Here is a 20,591-nt window from a genome sequence, read left to right as displayed (position 1 = left end):
ATGAGAATCATCCGGGGGCATGCCGATGTCCGAGATGTCCAGACGCACCTTCTTGTGGATCACGGGGGGCAGCAGCATCGCGCTGGCCACCGACCAGCCGCGCAAGCTGGTCAACAAGCTGATCCCCAAGGTGATCCCGCCGGAAGAGATTACCCCCGGCAACTGGACCTTTTACGCCACCACCTGCCGTGAATGCCCCGCCGGCTGCGGCATGCACGTCGCCAACCGCGACGGCCGCGCCACCAAGGCGGAGGGGAACCCGGCGCACCCGGTGAACCGGGGCGCGCTCTGCCCGCGCGGTCAGTCCGCGCTGCAGGGGCTCTACGACCCGGACCGGGTCACCACGCCGCTCTACCGCACCGGCAGGAAGCTGCGGCCCAAGAGCTGGCAGGAGGCCTTCGACTCCATCTCCAACCGGCTCGCCTCGGGAGGAAGGGTGGCGCTGCTGTCCAGCCTGCAGACCGGGGCGCAGGCCGAGGTGCTGCGGGCTTTCGTCGCCGCCTTCGGTTCCGCCCGTCTCCTGTTCTACGAACCCTTCAACTATGAAGCACTCCGCGCCGCCCACCAGCAGCTCTTCGGTCTGCCGGTGATCCCCCGCTACGACCTGGAGGGGAGCGACTTCATCGTCAGCTTCGCCGCCGATTTCCTGGAAACGTGGGGATCGCCGGTGCGCCAGGCCCGGCAGTTCTCCGACGGCCGCGCCTACCGTGACGGCGGCTCCCCGACCCGGATGGCCTACCTGGGGCCGCGCCTCTCCATGACCGCCAGCAACGCCGACCATTTCCTCCAGGTATCCCCCCGGCAGCTTCCGGTGGTGGCGGCGGCCCTGCTCAGGGTGATCATGGACCGGGGCTGGAACAGGAACGATCTCGGCCCGGTCCGGCCGGCGCTGGACGCCCTGCTCAAGTCATCCCCCTTACCCGCGCTGGACCAGGAGGTCCTGCTGACCGTGGGCCGCGCCTTCACCTCGGCGCATCGCCCGGTGGCCCTGGCCGGCCCCCAGTACGGCGGCGGCCCGGCCGCCACCGGGACCGCCCTCTGCGCCGCCCTGCTCAACTACGCCGTCGGGGCCATCGGCGCCACGGTCGATTTTTCCCGCCCCCACGCCCTGAGTAGCAGCGCCCGCGACGCGGAGTTGGACCTGTTCCTTTCCTCCCTGGGCCCGCAGGACGTCCTCTTCGTAGTCGACGCCAACCCCGCTTACGCCAGGACGGCAGCGGCGGAACGGCTGCAGGGGGCCGGGATGGTGGTGTACCTGGGATCGCTGTTGGACGAGACGGCGGAACTGGCGCGCTGGGTGCTCCCGACCGACACGCCGCTCGAGTCGTGGGGGGAATACCAGCCGGAACCGGGGGTGGACGGACTGATGCAGCCGGTGATGGGGCGCCTCTACGACACCCGCGGGGCCTGCGACATCCTGATCGCGCTGGCGCGGCAGGCCGGCAGGCCGCTTCGGACCGCGCGCGGAACGGCGCCGGCCGACCTGCTGCAGTGGCTCAAGGAACGGCGCGGTTTCGGCGGCGGCGACCAAGCGGAGCGTGGCTGGCAGGCGGCGCTCAGGACGGGAGGGGCGTGGCCGGCAACGCCGCCCGCTTCGGGCACGGCACCCGCCCCGCGCCTGGCGGGGATATCGTTCCAGGCGCAGCGTCCCACGGCGCCGGCGCGCATCGAGGACGTGGAACTGTGGCCTTGGGCCTCCATCATGCTCTACGACGGGCGCCTGGCCAACCGCGGCTGGCTGCAGGAGGCGCCCGACCCGATCACCTTCATCGTCTGGGGCAACTGGATCGACCTGCACCCGAAGAAGGCCGCCGCCCTGGGCATCGAGAGCGGCGACCTGGTGCAGCTTACCACCGTCGCGGGTTCGCTGCGGGCGCCGGCCCGCCTCACCACGGAGATCCATGAGCAGAGTGCGGCCATCGGCCTCGGCCAGGGGCACAGCGCCCTGGGCAAGAACGCGAGGGGGGTGGGCTCCAACGCCTTCATGCTGCTCGATGCCGCGCAGCGGGCGGGGTCCTTCCCCCCCTGCCGGGTCAGCCGGGTCGCCGCAGACGCCCCCCGCCCCATTAGAACCGCGCTGTGCCGGGAGCAGTTGCACCGCGACCTGCTGCAGTCGGTGCCGCTTTCGGTGCTGCGCGCGGCCAACCCGCCCAAGGAGGAGTTCGACCTCCCGCTCCCCGAGGGTTACCACGCCGACCGGGACCTCTACCCCCCGCACGAACACGCCAAGCACCGCTGGGCCATGGTAATCGACCTGCAGCGCTGCATCGGCTGCGGCACATGCGCCGTCGCCTGTTACGCCGAGAACAACGTCCCGGTGATCGGCCCGGAGTTGGTGGCCGACGGCCGCGAGATGGCCTGGCTGCGCGTCCCCCCCTACCGCGTCCCCGGCAGCCCCTGGCGCTACGCCTGGCTGCCGCTGCACTGCCAGCATTGCGACGCCGCCCCGTGCGAGCCGGTCTGCCCGGTCTTCGCCGCCGTGCACAACGAGGAGGGGCTGAACGCCCAGATCTACAACCGCTGCATCGGCACCCGCTACTGCTCCAACAACTGCCCCTACAAGGTGCGCCGCTTCAACTGGGTGAACCTGGAATGGAGAAAGCCGCTGGACCTGCAGTTGAACCCCGAGGTGACGGTGCGCCAGCGCGGCGTCATGGAGAAGTGCACCTTCTGCGTGCAGCGCATCCGGCAGGCGCAGTACCGCGCCGCGCGGGAGGGGCGCAAGCTGCAGGACGGCGAGGTGGTGCCCGCCTGCGCCCAGACCTGCCCGGGCGGGGTGTTCACCTTCGGCGACCTCCTCGACCCGGGCGCCCAGGTCACCAGGATCACCCGCGGCGATCCGCGCCGCTACCACCTGCTGCACGAGCTGAACACCAAGCCCGCGGTGACGTTTTTAAGGCGGGTGGACAACGACGTGGTCTGACTCGGACTAAAGGGGGACAGGCACCTGCGGAGCCAGTCCCCTTCGCGGAGCAAGTCCCCTTCGCGGAGCCAGTCCCCGATCGACAAAGGAGCGCCCCCTTTGCCCCACCAAAGCTACGGCCAAATCAACGACGACGCCCTGAACGCCATGGAGAAGCCCGGCTTCGCGTTCTACCTAGCCGTGGTCTCCCTGGCGGGACTGGCGGGCCTCGGGGGGCTCTGCCTGATGTACCAGACCCAGGCGGGCATGGGGGTGACCGGCCTGAACCGCCCCGTCGGCTGGGCGGTCTACATCACCAACTTCGTCTTCTGGGTCGGTATCGCGCACTCCGGCACCCTCATCTCCGCCATCCTCTACCTTTTGCGCGCCAAGTGGCGCGACGCGGTGTCGCGCTCGGCCGAGGCGATGACCATCTTCGCGGTCCTGACCGCGGGCCTCTTCCCGCTCATCCACCTGGGCCGGCTCTGGGCCGCCTACTACATCGTCCCCTACCCGTCCCAGCGCCAACTCTGGCCCAACTTCGTGAGCCCCCTGGTCTGGGACGTCCTCGCCGTCTCCACCTACCTCACCGTGAGCCTCATCTTCTGGTACATCGGCATGATCCCCGACCTCGCGGCGGCGCGGGACCGCTACCACGCACAACTGGGGCCGATGCACCTGAAAAGCCGGATCTACCGCGCCCTGTCGCTCGGATGGTCCGGCTCGGGGAGCCAGTGGCACCACTACGGCCGCTCCTACCTCTTCTTCGCCGCCCTGGCCACCCCGCTGGTGGTCTCGGTGCACTCGGTGGTCTCCTGGGACTTCGCCATGAGCCTTCTGCCCGGGTGGCACAGCGCCATCTTCCCCCCCTACTTCGTGGCCGGCGCCATCCACTCGGGGCTCGCCATGGTGCTCACCCTGCTCATCCCGATGCGCAAGCTGCTGCACCTGGAGCGCCTGGTCCAGATGCACCACTTCGAGATGCTGGCCAAGACCATCGTCCTCACCGCCACCATCGTCGGCTACGCCTACGCCATGGAGGCCTTCATCGCCTGGTACTCGGGTGACCACACCGAGTGGCAGAACTACAAGTGGCGCACCCTGGGGCCGGTGTCCTGGATGTACTGGCTCTGCGTGGTCTGCAACGTGCTGATCCCCTGGCTCTTCGTGTTCCGGCGCCTGCGCACCCACTACCTGCCGCTGTTCGTCATCTCGCTGCTGGTCAACGTCGGCATGTGGTTCGAGCGCCTGATGATCATCTACACCGCGCAGGCGCACGATTTTCTCCCCCACAACTTCGGGCGCTACCTCCCCACCTGGGTCGAGCTGACCATCACCGCCGGCTCCTTCGGCTTCTTCTTCCTCTTCTTCGTCCTGTTCACCAGGGGTCTCCCCACCGTGCCGCTCAGCGAACTGAAGGGGCAGATCGCCGAGGAGGAGCTCCCCCCCACGGAGCCCTGCCAGCACCGGGTCGGCCAGAAGCTGCCGCAGCACCGCCCCACCGTGCTCGCCGTCTTCTCCAGCGCCGGCAGCCTCCTTACCGCCGCCAAGCTTTGCTGCGACAGCGGCTTCGAGATCATGGAAACCTTCTCCCCCGTCAAGCTGGAGCAGTTGAGCGAGGTGCTGAAGCTGAAGAAGAGCCCGGTGCGCATCATTACCCTGGCGGGCGCCGTCTCCGGCCTTCTCGGCGGCTTCTGGCTGGCGGGCGGCACCGCACTGGTGAACAGGCTGGTCGTGGGAGGCAAACCGCCCCTGTCCTGGATCCCCTTCTGCGTGGTCAGCTTCGAGGGGACCATCCTCATCGGGAGCCTCGCCAACCTCTTCGGGCTCGCGCTGCTGGCCCGCCTGTTCCGCCTGGAAACCCTTCCTTTCTACGACCCGCGCTTCTCGCGCGACAAGTTCGGCCTGCTGGTGAGCTGCGGGCCCGACGAGGTCCGGCTGCTGCAGGAGCGGCTCGGGCCGGCCCGCCCGGAGGAATTCCATGTCCACCAGTGAGCGCCCCGCGACCAAGCTCTGGCTGCCGCTCTGGCTGGTCCTGGCCGTCGCCGGGATCGCGGTCTGGGTCGTGCTCCTGAACGGCCCCGAGGAACGCAGGGCGTGGCGCTCGCTGTTGATGAACTTCCTGTTCTTCACCTCGCTCGCGGGCGGCATCGTGGTCTGGCCCCCCTTGGTGGCGGCCTGCAACGGCCGCTGGCACCTGAAGGCGCAGGGGCTCGCCACGGCGGGCATCTCCTTCGCGCTCCCCTCGCTGGCCGCCCTCGTGCTCCTGTGGATCGGCAACCACCTCTGGGCGCCCTGGCAGGGGATCCACTACCACCAGGGGATCTGGCTGGAACCGGACTTCGTGATGGGACGGGACCTGGCGGCGCTGCTCGTTTTCTGGGGCATGGCCCTGTACCAGCGCAACAAGCACCGGGCCGGGGACGGCAAGGCGAGCGGCACCGTCCTGGTGCTGGTCTACAGCCTGGTGTTCTCCCTGCTCGGCTTCGACCTGGTCATGGCGCTCGACCCCTACTGGCACAGCAACCTGGCCGGCGGCTACTTCTTCATGTCCGGGCTCTACATCGGCATCACCTGCTGGGCGCTGCTCGCCGCCCGCCACCCGGATGCGGACCCGGACCTGCTCCACGACCTGGGCAAGCTGATAGTCGCCTTCAGCCTGATGACCACCTACCTCATGTACGCGCACCTGTTGCCGTTTTGGTACGAGAACCTGCCGCGCGAGGTCCGCTTCATCGTGCCGCGCCTGCACGGCGCGCAGTGGCGACCGGTGAGCGCGCTCCTGCTGGCCCTGGTCTACTTCGGGCCGCTGGTGCTGCTCCTCCCCATCCGCGTCAAGCGTAGCCGCCGGCTGCTGGGGATCATCTCCTTCCTGGTGCTGTGCGGGCTGTGGCTGGAGCGCTGGTGGCTGGTGGCGCCGACCTTCGACCCGGCGCCCCGGCTGGGGCTGCACGAACTTTCGCTGGCCGCCGGCTTCGCCGGGGTGCTGGGGCTCGGCATGACCTGGATGCGCCGGATTGACAGGAGGCGGCCATGACGCCCGCAGCCAGACCCGATCGTACGCCCGGGAAGGTGCCGGAAGAAGGGGGGCCTCCGCGCGGGATGCCGCTGTGGCCGAGCGCCGTGGCCGCCGCGGTGGTCGTGTGTGCCGCGCTGGCGGCGCTGGTCTACCTGGACCGGCTCTACCCGGTGGGGCTCGGCCCGCGCCAGCCCATTCCGTTCAGTCACCGGGTGCACGCGGGCATCAAGCACATCAGCTGTTTCATGTGCCATGACAGCGCGACGCGCTCGTCGCGGGCCGGGATCCCGCCGTTGCAGACCTGCCTGCTCTGCCACTCCCGCATCATCCGCACCTACCCGTACATCGCGCGCCTGCGGGACCTGGCGGCCCGGAACCAGCCGGTGGTCTGGCAGCGGGTGAACTGGCTGCCGGAGTTCGTCTACTTCGACCATTCCATGCACCTGCGGCGCGGCATCGACTGCAGCCACTGCCACGGCGATATCCGGCAGATGGACCGGGTGGCGGGCGCGGTGAAGTTCGAGATGGGGTTTTGCATCCGGTGCCACAAGGCAAACAAGGTCACCCACGACTGCTTCGTCTGCCATAGGTGAGGGTAATAAAAGCAGTTACGCGAAGAACGCGGAGTAGTCGCTGAGGACGCTAAGAAAAAACTTTTTGGGGGAAACAAACCCATGACCAACCTTTTCCAAAAACCCCAGAGTGCGGCGCTCGCCTTCATGGTCGCGGGGGCGGTCTGGTTCGTGGTGGGCGCCGTGTACGGCATGTTCTCGGCCATCCACCTGGTGGCGCCGGAGTTCCTGCCCCACGTGGCGCCCCTGGTGTTCGGGCGGGAGCGCCCGGTGCACGTCAACACCATGCTCTACGGCTTCGTGGGGACCATGCTGGTCGGGATCGGCCTGTACTACCTCCCGGCCCTGCTCAAGACCAGGCTCTGGTCGGAGCCCCTGGCCTGGATGGCCTTCGTCTTCTGGAACCTCACCGTCCTGAGCGGCCCCCTGGGCTTCGCGTTCGGGTTTACCCAGGGACGCGAGTACAACGAGTACGTCTGGCTCGCCGACATCTCGCTGGTCCTCGCCGTCGCCTGCCTCATCGTGGTCACGGCCCTCACCATCGTCAACCGCAGGGAGCCGCAGCTCTACGTCTCCATCTGGTACTTCATGGCCACCTTCCTCTGGACCGCCAGCAACTACCCGCTGGGGAACGTGATGTGGCACCCGGCGACCGGCGCCATGCCCGGGCTGATCGATTCCCTGTTCCTGTGGTTCTGGGGACACAACCTCCCCGGGCTCCTGATCACGCCGCTGGCCACCGGCGCGGCCTACTTCGTCATCCCCCGGGTCACCCGCACCCCGCTCAACTCGCATACCCTGTCGCTTCTGGGCTTCTGGTTCCTGATCGCGCTCTACAGCCATATCGGTGGCCACCACGTGCTGCAGTCCCCCATCCCCAACTGGCTCAAGACCGTGTCCGTGGTGGACTCGGTCTCCATGGTCCTTCCCGTCTCCATCGTGGTGATCAACCTCTGGCTCACCGCGCGCGGCTTCGGAGGGAGGGTCTGGAACGACCCGCCGGCGCGGCTGGTGATGGGGGGGATCGTCTGGTACATCATCACCTGCATCCAGGGGCCGCTGCAGTCGCTCCCCTTCCTGCAGCGGGTCACCCACTTCAACAACTGGACCGTCGGCCACGCCCACATCGCCATGCTCGGCTTCGGCGGCTACATCGCGCTCGGCGCCATGTGGCACGTGCTCCCCCTGGTAAGCGGGCGCCCGGTCTATTCCAACAAGCTGATCAACCTGCAGTTCGGTCTGATCACCTTCGGGCTGACCGGTTTCTTCATCGTCCTGACCATGGCCGGGCTGGTGCAGGGGAGCGCCTGGCATAACGGCGAGACCGTGCTGCGCGTGCTGCCGCAGCTCTCCCCGTTCATGGTGATGCGGGCCGCGCTCGGGATCTTCATCCTGACCGCGTCGCTGGTCGGTCTCGCCAACCTGTACCTGACCCTGCGCCCGGCACGGCAAGAAGAGCCCCTGCTGCGCGGCGAGGAGGCGGCATGAAGATGACACCGGCCTTCCTCATCGTCGGCGCGCTGCTGGTGTTCTGGGCCTCCACCTTCATCATCGTCGGGCTACCCTCCATGACCATGAAGGACAACCCGTCCGAGATCTGGCGGCCGCTTTCCCCACTGGAGCGGGAAGGGCACCGGCTCTACGTGAAAAACGGCTGCAGCTACTGCCATTCGCTCTTCATCCGGGTCAACGACTGGGACATCGGGGCGGAGCGCATCGCCCAGGCGGGCGATTATGCGGGCATCGAGCCCGCCATCCTGGGGAGCGAGCGCACCGGGCCGGACCTGTCCCAGGAAGGGGGCGAGCATAGCGACGACTGGAACATCGCCCACTTCACCAACCCGCGCTACACGACACCCATCTCGGTGATGCCCGCCTGGGACTTCCTCTCCAGGCACGAGATCCAGGCGCTGGCGGCCTACGTGCAGGCCCTCGGGGGCAAGGATGCCGATGTGCGGCAAAAACGCCAGCGCGAGTGGAAGCGCCAGGCGCAGGCCGCCTACGCGGGCGGGGTGGACCGCAACATCGAGTGGCTGCACGCCCAGGTCCCCGAGGTCTGGCGCCGAATGCCCAACCCGTACCCGGCCACCGAGGCGGCGCTGCAGCGCGGCAAGAGGCTCTACCAGCAGCTCTGCATCAACTGCCACAGCCCGATCGGCGACGGCAACGGTCCGGCGCAGCCCTTCCTGGGGCCGCCTCCGCTCAACTTCACCATCCTCAGGCGCCACCTGGTGGAGAACCGGTACATCGGCGGGATCTTCTACTACCAGATCATGAACGGCATCACCGGCACCGCGATGCCGTACTTCAAGAAGCACCTGGAGAGCGAGAAGATCTGGGACCTGGCCAACTACCTGGCGGTGTCGTTCGTGGGGTACACCGACGCCAACACGGAGCCGCGCGGCATCGACGCCTCCTACGAGGGGGAGTGGCAGAACCCGTACCCGCCGCCGGCGGTGGACCAGGCGCCGTAAGTTTAGTGCCTCCCCCGGGCCCAGCGCCCTCACCCCTGCCCCTCTCCCGGAGGGCGAGGGGGGACAAGGGGGACTGGCTCCGCAAGGTGCCTGTCCCCTTTAGCTGGCAGCAGGCACAAGGTGCGAGGAGCAGATGGAGAGAGACATGACCAGCCCGCTGGATACACCGGCCTTCTTGTTCATCTGGATGTGCTTTCCGCTGTTGATGTGCGGGACGCTGATCGTGTTCTTCCTGTGGGGGGTCCGGTCGGGGCAGTTCGCAGACCAGGAGCGGGCACGCTACCTGGCGCTGGATAGCGGCATCCCGGAAGACCAGGAGGGGAATGGCGCCGGCAACCGGAGCAAAGAAGCTAAAGCCCCCCTCCCGACCTCCCCCCTCCGGGGGGAGGAGCCAGACGGGATGCGGCGATAGCACAAATGGAGGACTCCCGAAGCCCCGCCGAATGCTGACGGCGCAGGTCCATCGTCCCCTCCCCCGGAGGGGGAGGGCTAGGGAGGGGGAAAGCCGTTAGAAGGCGAAGCGAGAGGGAATTTTTAGGGGGGGGCAACCATGCTGATGCTCTACCTGTACGTGCTGCAGAACCAGTGGCTGGTCATCGCGCTCTTGGCGGGCGCGGCGCTGGTGCTGCTCGCGGCGCTCACCTACCAGGCGCTCTGGCTGCCGCGCGGGGTCGAGAAGCAGAGCGAGGTGATCAAGGTGCGCGGCCCGGTGACCTTCCTGCGCTGGCTGCGCAGCTTCATGCCCTGGGTGATCGTCCTCCTCTTCGCGGCCTGCATCGCGTTCACCCTGTTCGAGGTCACGCACAACCACGCCATCCCCCCCAACTGGTGAGGCGACCATGGAACAAAAGCCCGACTACGACGAGCACAAGGAACTGCGCTCCCCATGGGAGTGGGTCATCCTGATCGCCTTCAGCGGCTCCATCATGGGGTTCGGCTGGCTGGTGTACCTGCTGGTCCAGGACGCACCCCGGCGCTGGGATTTCGGCCAGCTCCCGGACGCACCGGCGGAGTCGATCTATTCGAGCGAGGAGCCGCGCGGCAAGGCGCAACGCCAGATCCGGCCGCTGCCGGAGGCGGTGCCGCTGCCGCCCAGGGCGCAAACCGGTAAGGGAGGGGGAGACAGATGAGGAAGCTGACGCTCTTCATGGTGCTGGCGCCCCCACTGCTCGGGGCGGTGCTCTTCGGGTACATCCTGGTCCGGGGGCCGCGCATGACGGTGCAGCACCACGTGCGGGAGTTCCAGATGGTGCTCCCGGCGCCGGCGCCGGGCGCGGTGAGCGTGACCCCTCCGGCGGGCCGGGCGCCCGCGCAGGCCGATGCCGCCGCGCTGGCCAACCCGGTTCCGGCCACCCCGGCGGCCGTGGCCCAGGGCGGGGTCTACTACGGCTATTACTGCGCGTTCTGCCACGGCGACTCCGGAGCCGGCGACGGCCCCGTCGGCAACAGCTACCTCCCCCGCCCCGCGGACCTGCGTCTGGCGAAGGTGGCCGCCTACCGCGACGGACAACTGCTGCGCGCCATGCTGACCGGGACCGGACACGAGCCGGTGCTGGAACGCGTGGTCCCGTCCCAACACCGCTGGCCGCTGGTCCACTACCTGCGCTCCCTCGGCGCCCCCAGCTCCCCCAGCTCGCTCAACGCCCCCCGCTGACCCCGCCCCCGGCGCGCCGGCGCCCCTCATTGCCGGGGCTAGCTCGGCTAACCCCCTCCTGCTCCCCCTTTAACAAGTTTGGGCCGCAGATATCACCGGTGCTGCGCGCCGAGCACCGACGCCAGCACTCGCGCCAGTTCTTCGGTCTGGAACGGCTTCTTCAGGAAGGCGCCCCCCTCCCAGCTCCCGCTCCCCTCGTCCAGGATGGCATCGGTGAACCCGGACATGTAGATGCACTTGATCCCGGAGCGCTGGCGCCGCATCCGCTGCATCATCTCCGGCCCCCGCATGCCGGGCATCACCACGTCGGTCAGCACCAGGTCGAAGGCAACGTCGGGGTTGGCCGCCAGCTCCAGCGCCTCGCGCGGGTCCGCCGTGGCGAGGCAGCGGTACCCCAGGGACTCCAGGATGGTCGAGGTCAGTTCGCGCACCATGTCCTCGTCTTCGACCAGCAGCACCGTCCCCGCTCCCTGCTGCCGCGTCGCGGAGCGCGGCGGCTCGTGGTTCTCGTCGCCGCCGACACACCTCGGCAGCCAGATGCTGAACGCACTGCCGGCGCCGGGGGCGGTCTCGAGGTCGATGAAGCCCCCGTTTTGCCTGACGATGCCGTACACGGTGGCCAGCCCCAGGCCGGTCCCTTTCCCCTGCTCCTTGGTGGTGTAGAAGGGCTCGAAAACGTGGGCACGCGTCTCGGCATCCATGCCGACACCCGTGTCGCGGCAGGTGATCCTGACGTACCCTCCCGGCGGCGCCTCCGGGTGCAGCGGAGGGGGGCCGTCGAACTGCTCGTTGGCGGTCTCGATGGTGATGGTCCCCCCCTGGGGCATGGCATCGCGCGCGTTCACCGCCAGGTTCATGATGATCTGGTCCAGCTGCACCGGGTCGATGCTGATGCTCCATAGCTGCTCGCCGGGCGCCAGCTCGATGGAGACGTCTTCGCCGATCAGCCGTCCCAGCGACTTCTTCAGCTCCACCAGCATGCTGTTTACCTGCACGGTCCTGGGCGTGACGACCTGCTGGCGCGAGAAGGCGAGCAGCTGACGGGTGATGTCGCGTGACTGCTCCGCGGCCTTGACGATCAGGCGCAGGTGCTCCAGGAGCGCCGCTTCCCGGGTCTGCCGCGCAGCGAGCTCGGCGCACCCCATGATCACGGTGAGCTTGTTGTTGAAGTCGTGCGCCACCCCGCCCGCCAGCCGCCCGACCGACTCCAGCTTCTGGGCCTGGCGCAGCTGCTCCTCGATGCCGCGCCGCTCGGTGATGTCGCGCACCGTGCCGATAACCCCGATGATGTCGCCGGAGCTGCTTCTCAACGGGGCCGAGGCGTCGGAAAGCCACAGCGTCCTCCCGCTCACGTGCCTGCCGCAGAATTCGACCATTGCGGGTGCGCCGCCGGCCATAAGCCCCTCCAGGCGGCGCACCAGGCCGGTATCGGCGAGCCACGGGAAGACCTCCGCAGGGCGCTGCCCCAGGACCTCGCTGGCTGGGATGCCGCTGATCTCCTCCATGTACGGGTTCCAGACCAGGTAGCGCAGCTCCCGGTCGTAGACGATGATCCCCTCACGGGCGCTGGTGATGATCTCCTGGTTGAACTGCAGCGTTTCCGAGAGCCGCTCTTCGGAGAGTTTCCTCTCCGTGATGTCCTCGTAGATGCCGAGCACCCCCCGCACGGCGCCGTCCTCGTCGGTGAGCGGCATCTTGCTGGTATCGATCCAGATCACGCCGCCGTCGGCCTGGGTCAGGTTCTCGATGATGTGCATCTTGGCCTGGTTCCTCTCCATGACCTCGCGGTCGTCGGCCCGGTAACCCTCGGACTCTTCGCGGCTCCAGGGAAGGTCGTAGTCGCACTTGCCCACGATCTCGGCAGGGTCGGCGAGCCCCGCAGTCCTGGCGAACTCGCGGTTGCAGCCGAGATAGACGCTGCGGCGGTCCTTCCAGAAGATGCAGTGCGGGATCGAGTCCATGATGGCCACCAGCAGATCGTTGGTGTGGCGCAGCTCCCCCAGGGCCTGGTTCAGTTGCCGGTAGGGGCGCTTGATGGCGGCGGCAAAGATGCCGCGGTAGATCAGCAGGAAGGCGAACAGCTTGTACAGGTGCCCCAGGAGGTTGAAGCTGTCGAAGACGCTCTTGTAGACGGTGAAGGTGAGCTCGCTCACGACGCAGAGGATGAAGGCGCTCAGGTAGTACAGGTAGATGCGGTCCCGCGAGGCGGTGAGCCGTTTCAGGTAGGCGAGGGCGGCCAGCGCGAACAGGGCGATGGTGACCAGCTCGGAGCCCTTCTTGAACGGCGTCAACCCCACCCCCGGCACGAAGGTGTCCGGCACCAGGTCGGGGCGAAAGACAATGGCGCAGAAGGAAACCGCGCTGATGCACAGCACCCCTGCCAGGAGCGGCAGTCTCCCCAGCCAGCGGCATCTGCACCTTTCGTCGACAAAGGCGCTGGCCAGGAAGGCGGCGGCAGAGAAGAGGCGCACGGCGATCCAGAACTGGGTCGACTTGTTGGGGGTGTTGGGGGTGATCAGGGGGGGCATCCCGGCGTAGGCCAGGGTGTGCATGAAGTCCATCAGGCCGATGCCCAGGAAGGCCACGGCGAGGAAGAGGGTGTGCCGGTCGCGGCTCTGGCTGTAGGAGAACCACCCCACCCCGAAGATGGAGAGGGAGACCATGACGCTGAATATTTCCACGGTGTTGTGGAAGGTGAGGTAGGAGGGGACGTCCAGCACCACGTACAGCGTGGAGCCGAACAGTTCCAGGAGCAGGAACGGGATTCCCGCCGCTATGGCCAGCGCGGCCAGCGCCAACTGCCAACTCGAACGCAGCTCACCGTGGGGCATCTTCGCATCCCTCCGCGTGCTTCGCTTGTCGTGCCGCCGTTGCTACATGCAGACCTTGAGGATCTGCTCCAGGTCGGTTTCCCCCTGCAACACCTTCAGCAGGCCGTCCATCTTCAGGGTCCACATCCCCTCGTCCATGGCGATGGAGCGCAGCTCGTCCATGCCCACCCCGCGCCTGATGGCGGTCTTGACGCTCTCGGTCCCGATCATGAGCTCGTGCAGGGCGATGCGCCCCTTGTAGCCGGTGCCGGAGCACTCCTCGCACCCCACCGCCTTCATGAAGTTGGCTTCCTTGAAGTCGGGAATCACCCCCTCGCGGTCGCCGGCGATCTGGCGCAGGGAGGCCACCGTGTCGTCGTAGTGCTCGCGCTGGCCGTGCGCCGGCTTCTTGCACGCCGGGCAGAGCTTCTTGGCCAGGCGCTGCGCCACGATGCCCAAGAGTGCGTCCGAGAAGTTGAACGGGTCCATCCCCATCTCGATCAGGCGCACCGCCGCCTCGGGGGCCGAGTTGGTGTGCAGGGTGGAGAAGACCAGGTGGCCGGTCAGCGACGCCTCGATGGCGATCTTGGAGGTCTCGGCGTCGCGCATCTCGCCGATCATGATCACGTCGGGGTCGGCGCGCAGGAAGGAGCGCAACGCCTCGGCAAAGGTGAAGCCGATCTTGGCGTTGACCTGCACCTGGCACAGGCCCGCCTGGGTGATCTCGACCGGGTCCTCCGCGGTCCAGATCTTGCGCTCCTGGGTGTTGATGTGCCCCAGCGCCGAGTGCAGCGTGGTGGTCTTGCCCGAGCCGGTGGGGCCGACGCAGAGGATGATGCCGTGCGGCTTCTCCAGGATGTCGACGAAGCGCACCAGGTTGTGCGGCAAAAGCCCCAACCCCGGCAGCGGGAGCGGCTTGGAGGCCGCCAGGAGCCTGAGCACCGCGGCTTCGCGCCCGCCGACCATGGGGGTGATCTCGACGCGGTACTCCAGCATCTGCTGCCGGTAGCGGAGCAGGATCTTGCCGCTTTGCGGGCGGCGCCGCTCCGCTATGTTCAGGTCGGCCATGATCTTGATGCGCACGGTGATGGCCCCCTTGTAGGAAGCGGCCACCTTGTGGGCGTGGATGCACTCGCCGTCGATGCGGTAGCGGATGTTGAGCGGCTCGTTGCCGTTGCCGGGCTCGAAGTGGATGTCCGAGGCGCCGCGCCGGTAGGCGTCGATCAGGATCCGGTTCACCAGGGAGATGATCTTGGAGTCGGGCTCGAACAAGAGCCGCGTGTCGTCGGCCTCCTCCTCGATGGTTACCGTCTCCGCCTCACTCTTCATGGAGTTCAGCAGGGTGTCCACCGTCTCGATGCGGTTGCGGTAGTACTTGTCGATGGCCGCCATGATCTGGTGCGACGGGGCGACCACCAGTTCGGGAACGAAGTTGGTTGAGAACCTCAGGTTGTCGCCGATGGTGAGGTCGGTGGGGGCGCAGGTGGCCACCACCAGCTTTCTCCCTTCCAGCGAAATGGGGAAGACCCTGAGCCGCGTGGCGAGCCCCTCTGAAATGGCGCTCAGGGCCGCGTCACCGGGAATCACCGTCTCCAGGTCCACGAAGCGGAGCCGGAACTTGGTGGCCAGCGCGGAGAGGAGCTGCTCCTCGGTGATCAGCCCCTTCATGATCAGCAACTCGCCCACCTGCAGCTTCTTCCCCTTCTGGCTCTTGAAGGCGGCCTCGACCTGCTCGCGGGTCACCAGCCCCGACTCGACCAGGATGTCCCCCACCCGCGTGTGATGCATCTCGTGCCTTTGTTCGTGCATATCTCCCTCGTCCACCGCGTCGGCCAGGAGGATGGCCGCGTCCTGGTCGCGGTGCGCCTGTTCCTCCTGCAGCTTGAGCGCCGCCTCCAGCTTGTCGGTGGAGACGTAGCCCTGGTCCTGGAGGATCTGGCCGGTGTAGCGGGCGTCCTGGCGGTAGCGCACGCCGGAATCGGTAAAGAAGAGGGTCTGGCAGCTCTCTCCGGGCCCCGGCTGGAGCCCCAGGAACCCCTTCAGGAACTTGCCGTTCGCCGGCACGTGGACCCGGAAGGTCTCGCCGGCGATGGTCTGCACCTCCTCGAGGCTGTCCTTGCCGCCGGGTCCGATGCCGGCGGGGGGGCTCAGGAAGCGGATGTAGCAGATCTCGTCCAGGGAGAAGACCAGGGTCTCCCTGCTCCCCTCGGTAAGCACCTCGACGTCGGTATCCTGGTACTTGAAGGAACGGGTCAGCACCCCCTTGATCTCGTCCCCGGTCTTCAGTTTTATGGTCAACTCGTTCATGGTCCCTCCTTGGCGGGCGCTACTCCGTGCCCCGTACCAGCTGCCGCGCGGTTCCCCCCTCGAGGGTGTCGGCGGCGGCGGTATGCGCCTGCAGGTGATCCTCGTCGGTGAAGAAGCGCGCCACGCGCTCCGCGTTCACCGGGCGCGACACCAGGAAGCCCTGGATCTCGTGGCACCCCTGGTCCTTCAACGTCTCCAGCTGGTCCACCGATTCCACCCCTTCCGCCACGATCTGCATCTTGAGGCTCTTGGCCATGGCGATGATGGCGGTGACGATGGCCTGGTCCTCGGAACTCTTCATCATGTTGAGGATGAAGGTGCGGTCGATTTTCAGGGTGTTGATGGGGAAACGGTGCAGGTAGGAGAGCGAGGAGTAGCCGGTCCCGAAATCGTCGACCGAGATGGTGATCCCCATGTCGCGCAGCTCGCTCAGCACCCGGCAGGTGTACTCGTCGTTCTGCATCAGGGCGCTCTCGGTGATCTCGATCTCCAGCAGGGCCGGGTCGAGCCCGGTCGAGCCCAGTACGGCGCAGATCGACTGCTTCACGTCCTGGCGCTGGAAGTGGAACGGGGAGAGGTTCACCGCCACCCGGACCGGCGCCAGGTCCGCCTCCTGCCACGCCCTGGCCTGCAGGCAGGCGGTGCGCATGACCCACTCGGTCAGCTCCGCGATCATCCCCCCTTCTTCGGCGAGGCGGATGAACTTGTCCGGGGCGAGCATGCCCAGCCGCGGGTGCATCCAGCGCACCAGGGCCTCGACGCTGGTCACCTTGCCGGTGAGCAGGTCCACCTTGGGCTGGTAGTGCAGCACGAACTCCCCCTGCTCGATGGCCTGGCGCAGGTCGGCCAGCAGGGTGACCCGCTCGCTGGCGTGCTCGTTCATCCTCTTGTCGAAGAGCGAGTAGACGTTCTTGCCGCACCCCTTGGCGTGGTACATGGCGATGTCCGCGTTCATGAGCAGCTCGTCCACGCTCCTGCCGTCGTGCGGGTACAGGGTCACGCCGACGCTCGCGGTGACCCGGATCTCGCTCGCCCCCAGGCGGAACGGGGCGGCAAACAGCGCCACCAGCTTCTGCGCCACCAGGGCCGCGTTCTCGGGGGAGGCGACGTTCTGGCAGAAGATGGTGAACTCGTCCCCCCCAAGGCGCGCCACCGTGTCGCAGCTGCGCACCACCGTCCCCAGCCGCCCCGCCACCTCGATCAGCAACAGGTCGCCGGTGCGGTGCCCGAGGGTGTCGTTGATGTCCTTGAAGTGGTCCAGGTCGATGAAGATGACCGCCACCGCCTCGTGGGAGCGCTCGGCGTGGAACAGCGCCTGGGCCAGGCGGTCGTAGAACAGGGTGCGGTTGGGGAGCCGGGTCAGCGGGTCGTAGTGGGCCAGCTGCTGCAGGTGCGCCTGGCGCTGCCTGAGGATCTGGTCCCGCTCCTCGATCTCGTGCAGCATGTCGTTGAAGCCGTCGTAGAGCATGCCGATCTCGTCGTCGCACGGCTTGGTCACGCGCAGGGCGAAGTTCTTGCCGGCCGAGATCTCCTTCATGGCGGCCAAAAGGCCCAGAAGCGGCGCCGAGATCATCAGCTGCAGCCGGGCCGAGAACAGGCAGAACACCAGGAAGGTGACCGCCATGAACCCCAGCGCCACCAGGATGGTCCAACGCAGGCTGTGCAGGAACCCCTTGGCGTTGGCCTGGATGACCACCGTGCCGACCTGCTCGTGGTCCAGCCGGATCGGCTGCACCACGCTGGCGTACCCGGACAGGAACGAGCTCGTGTAGGACTCCCCGCTCACCTGCTGCATCGCCCGCGCCACGTCGTCCGCGGAGGCCCAGTCGGGCAGGTACTCCAGCGGCAGCGCTGCGTGCTCGGCCTCCAGGGCGTGGTAGCGCGCGAACAGGCGCCCCTCCTGGTTGAGGATGTAGACGGCGAGGATGTTGCTTTTCTGGGTGAGGGGCCTGATGGTCTCCTGCACCGACTTCAGGTCGTTGAAGACCAGCGCCGGGGCGCTGTTTTTGCCGATGAGATCGGCGACCGAAACCAGGTACTCCTGCTGGTCCCGGTACAGGACCTTGGCTTCGCGGGTTACGAAGAAGAGGGAGGAGACGAAAAGGGTGGCCGTGCAGCAGCTCATGATGATCAGCATCAATTTGCGCTGCAACGGGAGGTTCCTGATAAACTTTTCGCCCGGTCGCATCATCATCTAGTCACCCTCGCGTACGATCCTGGCCAGCTTCAACAGCTGGGAACTGATCTTGAAACGGGACTGCTGCGCCGCCTTGACGTTGATCTCGAAGCGGATCCTCCCCTCGATCTCCACCAGGCCGATGATCCCCCCGAGCCTGGCGAAGTCGGGGTGATCGCTCACCGTCAACAGCGACCGCCGGCGCGCCTGCTCAAGGACGCCGGCCAGGTAGCGCTTCTCCACGCCGCTCACCACCAAAAGGTGGCACTCCCCCAGCTCCTCACCCGGCTGCACCCGCCTGACCTGCAGAGGATGCCCCAGCACCGTCTTGCCCCGGTACTGCTCCAGCGCGGTCGTGAAGGGTCCGCGCCCGAGGCTGCAGATCACGAGCGGCGCCCCGCTTCCGGAGAAGGCGTCGGCGGGCCACTCGATGTACTTGGCCATGTTGAAGACCATGGCCCCCTTGACCTGGTACTCCTGGGGGGCTTCCGCCCCCAGCGGCCCGGGGTGGGCGAGGAGCAGGCAGAGGAGGGCCGGGAGCAAAAGCCCCGGGCAGCACCTCCATATCCGTGACAGCACTGGCATCGGCACCCCTCTCCCTAGAACCGGTAGTTGAACAGGAACCGGTAGGTCCTGCCGTCCTGGGGGATCAGGCTCTGCACATGGTCCGTGGTGGCCGGGTCCTGCAGGCGCCGGTCCAGGAGGTTGTAGACGGAGAAGGAGGCCTCCAGCCCCGGCAGCAGCGCAGTCGTTGAAAGGGTGGCGTTGGTGACCAGGTATCCCGGGGAGGCGACCTGGCCGCCGCTGTGGGTGAACTCGCGCCGGCTCACCCCCTGCAGCTCGATACCGGCGAACACCTTCTTCAGGTACAGGGGGGCGGTCAGGTTCAGCTTGACCAGGTGGCGCGGGGAATAGTCGAGGCTCTGGTCGGTCCCCTGGTCGCGGGCGGCGACGAAGCCGTAGCTGCTGCGCGCCGCGAAGCCGCTGTTCCACTGCCCCTCGATCTCGAACTCGCCCCCGACGGCCTTGACCCGCTCCACGTTGGCGAAGGCGACCTGGGTGGGCGACACGTCCTGGTAGCTGATCAGGTTGTCGATCTTGTTGTAGAACAGGCTGGCGCTGGTGCGCACCACGTCGCCGTAGTACTGCTCGTAGATCGCCTCGTAGCTGCGCACCGTCTCCGGCCTGAGCGTCGCCGGGCTGGTGGCGTAGCCGTTGAAGACGTCGTTGTAGTACAGCTCGTAGGCGTTGGGCGCCCGGAAGGCCTGACCGTAGACCAGCTTGAACACGGTCCCCTCGACCGGGGTGTAGATCAGGGCCAGGCGCGGGCTGGTGGCGCCGCCGAAGGTCTCGTAGTGGTCGTAGCGGACACCGGCGTTCAGGATCAGCGTGTCCAGGATGCGCAGCTCGGCCTGGCCGAACAGGGCGTAGAAGACGTCGCTGCGGCTGTTGTCCAGCCTGCGCCCCCCCGGCACCGCGTCGTAGTTGGGGATTTCGATCTGGAAGTCGTCGCGGAACTTCATCCCGCCGGTCAGCTGCAGGCGCGGCAGCAGTTGCCGGCTGGCCTGCAGTTCGGCGCCCCACCAGCGCGCCAGGTGGTCGTCGCGGTTGACGTAGGTCGCGGGGTAGAAGACAGGATCGTCCCCGGTCTTGTCGTAGGCGAAATTGCCGGTGAAGCGGAGTTCGTCGTAGAAGAGCCGGGCGGTGACGCCGGTGCCGTCGATCGCCTTGTCGTAGCGCAGGTCGAGGAAGCTCCTGCGGTCGTTGGAGTTGGTGCGCGGGTCGTTGAAGATGGTGCCGAAACTGGCGGTGGGGACCCTCTTGTCCCGCGACACCAGGGCGCCGGTCAGGGTGAGGTCCTGCAGGTGCCCGGAGAGGAACAGCGAGTAGTTGCGGTCCCGGTCCATGTTGCCGGCGATGCCGTTGTTGGTGGCGGGGTCGTTGAACGCGGGAAAGAAGAGGCGGTCGTTGCCGCGGCTGGAATAGCCGGAGCCGGAAACCAGCAGCTCGCCGCCGTCGAAGAGCTTGCCGTAGGTGATGCGCCCGGAGCCGGTCTGCTGGCTCCCCCAGCCACCGCCCACCTCGACCCCCTCGATCTGCTTGGCGGTCTTGCAGATGACGTTGATCACGCCGAAGAAGGCGCCGGCGCCGTAGAGCGAGGAGCTCGGTCCGCGGATGATCTCGATGCGGTCGATGAGCGCCATGTCGAGGATGAACTCGGTGCCGATGGACGCCGACTCGTAGATGGCGTCGTTGATGCGGTGCCCGTCCACCAACAGCAGCAGCCGGGTGTTGTAGTCGCCGGGTCGGTTGAAGCCGCGGGTCCCTATGTAGCTGTAGTTCCTGTCGTAGGTGGTGAAGAAGCCGCGGGTGGCGTTGAGGACGTCGGCCATGGTGCGCCAGCCGTAGCGCCTGATCTCGTCGGAGGTGATCACGGTCACGGAGGCGGGCGCCTCGGTCACCACCTGCTCGAACTTGGAGACCCCGTAAACCTTCTCCACCTTGAGGTTGGTGAGTTGTTCGAGGTCCATCGATTCGAGGTCGGACGGCGCCGGCTGCTCATTGCCATCCTGGGCGAGCGCCGCCGTCGCGCACAGCAGCGACAGCAGCAATGCGCCGGCCAGGGCCAGCCTCGGCCTGGGACGGGATCTTCTCATCGTCTTCCTCCAGCATATCT

General features: G+C 67.4%; 15 protein-coding genes. 10 read left to right on the top strand and 5 right to left on the bottom strand.

The genetic code is table 11. The features are described 5' to 3' along the window. Positions 1–25 precede the first annotated feature (25 nt). From H7687_RS01490 to H7687_RS01445, 10 genes are all read left to right on the top strand, one after another. Complete coding sequence (locus H7687_RS01490) at positions 26–2,923, top strand: molybdopterin-dependent oxidoreductase (RefSeq protein WP_183344347.1); 2,898 nt, start codon at positions 26–28, stop codon at positions 2,921–2,923. Between the two features lie 99 nt (positions 2,924–3,022). Next, positions 3,023–4,897, top strand: a complete 1,875-nt coding sequence (locus H7687_RS01485; protein ID WP_246404505.1) for a quinol:electron acceptor oxidoreductase subunit ActD — start codon at positions 3,023–3,025, stop codon at positions 4,895–4,897. Continuing rightward, on the top strand, positions 4,884–5,939 hold the full coding sequence (locus H7687_RS01480) for a hypothetical protein (protein WP_183344345.1): 1,056 nt from the start codon (positions 4,884–4,886) through the stop codon (positions 5,937–5,939). The genes H7687_RS01485 and H7687_RS01480 overlap by 14 nt, the downstream gene beginning before the upstream one ends. Then, the gene (locus tag H7687_RS01475) at positions 5,936–6,514 is read left to right on the top strand and encodes a cytochrome c3 family protein (RefSeq protein WP_246404501.1); all 579 of its coding nucleotides are present in this window, start codon (positions 5,936–5,938) and stop codon (positions 6,512–6,514) included. Before H7687_RS01480 ends, H7687_RS01475 begins: the two co-directional genes overlap by 4 nt. An 81-nt stretch (positions 6,515–6,595) precedes the next feature. After that, complete coding sequence (locus tag H7687_RS01470) at positions 6,596–7,981, top strand: cbb3-type cytochrome c oxidase subunit I (protein ID WP_183344344.1); 1,386 nt, start codon at positions 6,596–6,598, stop codon at positions 7,979–7,981. Continuing rightward, on the top strand, positions 7,978–8,967 hold the full coding sequence (locus H7687_RS01465) for a cbb3-type cytochrome c oxidase subunit II (protein ID WP_183344342.1): 990 nt from the start codon (positions 7,978–7,980) through the stop codon (positions 8,965–8,967). Before H7687_RS01470 ends, H7687_RS01465 begins: the two co-directional genes overlap by 4 nt. A gap of 145 nt (positions 8,968–9,112) precedes the next feature. Further along, entirely contained in the window at positions 9,113–9,379 is a 267-nt protein-coding gene (ccoS, locus tag H7687_RS01460; RefSeq protein WP_198424599.1) for a cbb3-type cytochrome oxidase assembly protein CcoS, read from the top strand. Positions 9,380–9,517: 138 nt separating this feature from the next. Then, positions 9,518–9,799, top strand: coding sequence for a hypothetical protein (locus H7687_RS01455; protein WP_246404499.1), 282 nt, complete (start codon positions 9,518–9,520; stop codon positions 9,797–9,799). A 7-nt stretch (positions 9,800–9,806) separates the two neighbouring features. After that, on the top strand, positions 9,807–10,097 hold the full coding sequence (locus H7687_RS01450) for a hypothetical protein (protein WP_183344340.1): 291 nt from the start codon (positions 9,807–9,809) through the stop codon (positions 10,095–10,097). Continuing rightward, positions 10,094–10,621, top strand: a complete 528-nt coding sequence (locus tag H7687_RS01445) for a c-type cytochrome (protein ID WP_183344338.1) — start codon at positions 10,094–10,096, stop codon at positions 10,619–10,621. The genes H7687_RS01450 and H7687_RS01445 overlap by 4 nt, the downstream gene beginning before the upstream one ends. Before the next feature lie 92 nt (positions 10,622–10,713). Here the strand turns inward: H7687_RS01445 and H7687_RS01440 are convergent, their stop codons facing one another. The 5 genes from H7687_RS01440 to H7687_RS01420 are packed head-to-tail and all read right to left on the bottom strand — an operon-like array spanning position 10,714 to position 20,571. Next, complete coding sequence (locus tag H7687_RS01440; RefSeq protein ID WP_183344337.1) at positions 10,714–13,452, bottom strand: hybrid sensor histidine kinase/response regulator; 2,739 nt, start codon at positions 13,450–13,452, stop codon at positions 10,714–10,716. A gap of 42 nt (positions 13,453–13,494) precedes the next feature. Continuing rightward, positions 13,495–15,738: a GspE/PulE family protein gene (locus tag H7687_RS01435; protein ID WP_183344335.1), complete on the bottom strand. Its 2,244-nt coding sequence runs from the start codon at positions 15,736–15,738 to the stop codon at positions 13,495–13,497. Positions 15,739–15,757: 19 nt separating this feature from the next. Continuing rightward, complete coding sequence (locus tag H7687_RS01430; RefSeq protein WP_246404496.1) at positions 15,758–17,932, bottom strand: putative bifunctional diguanylate cyclase/phosphodiesterase; 2,175 nt, start codon at positions 17,930–17,932, stop codon at positions 15,758–15,760. Beyond that, a complete protein-coding gene (locus H7687_RS01425; protein ID WP_183344333.1) occupies positions 17,933–18,499 on the bottom strand; it encodes a TOL_0243 family YfiR-like periplasmic protein in 567 nt (188 codons plus the stop codon). A 14-nt stretch (positions 18,500–18,513) separates the two neighbouring features. Further along, a complete protein-coding gene (locus H7687_RS01420; RefSeq protein WP_183344331.1) occupies positions 18,514–20,571 on the bottom strand; it encodes a TonB-dependent receptor plug domain-containing protein in 2,058 nt (685 codons plus the stop codon). Positions 20,572–20,591: the final 20 nt, after the last annotated feature.

Source organism: Geomonas paludis (genome assembly GCF_014193585.1).
Lineage (GTDB): Bacteria > Desulfobacterota > Desulfuromonadia > Geobacterales > Geobacteraceae > Geomonas > Geomonas paludis.
The sequence above is the reverse complement of the archived record's forward strand: the minus strand, read 5'-3'. Positions and strand labels throughout refer to the sequence as shown.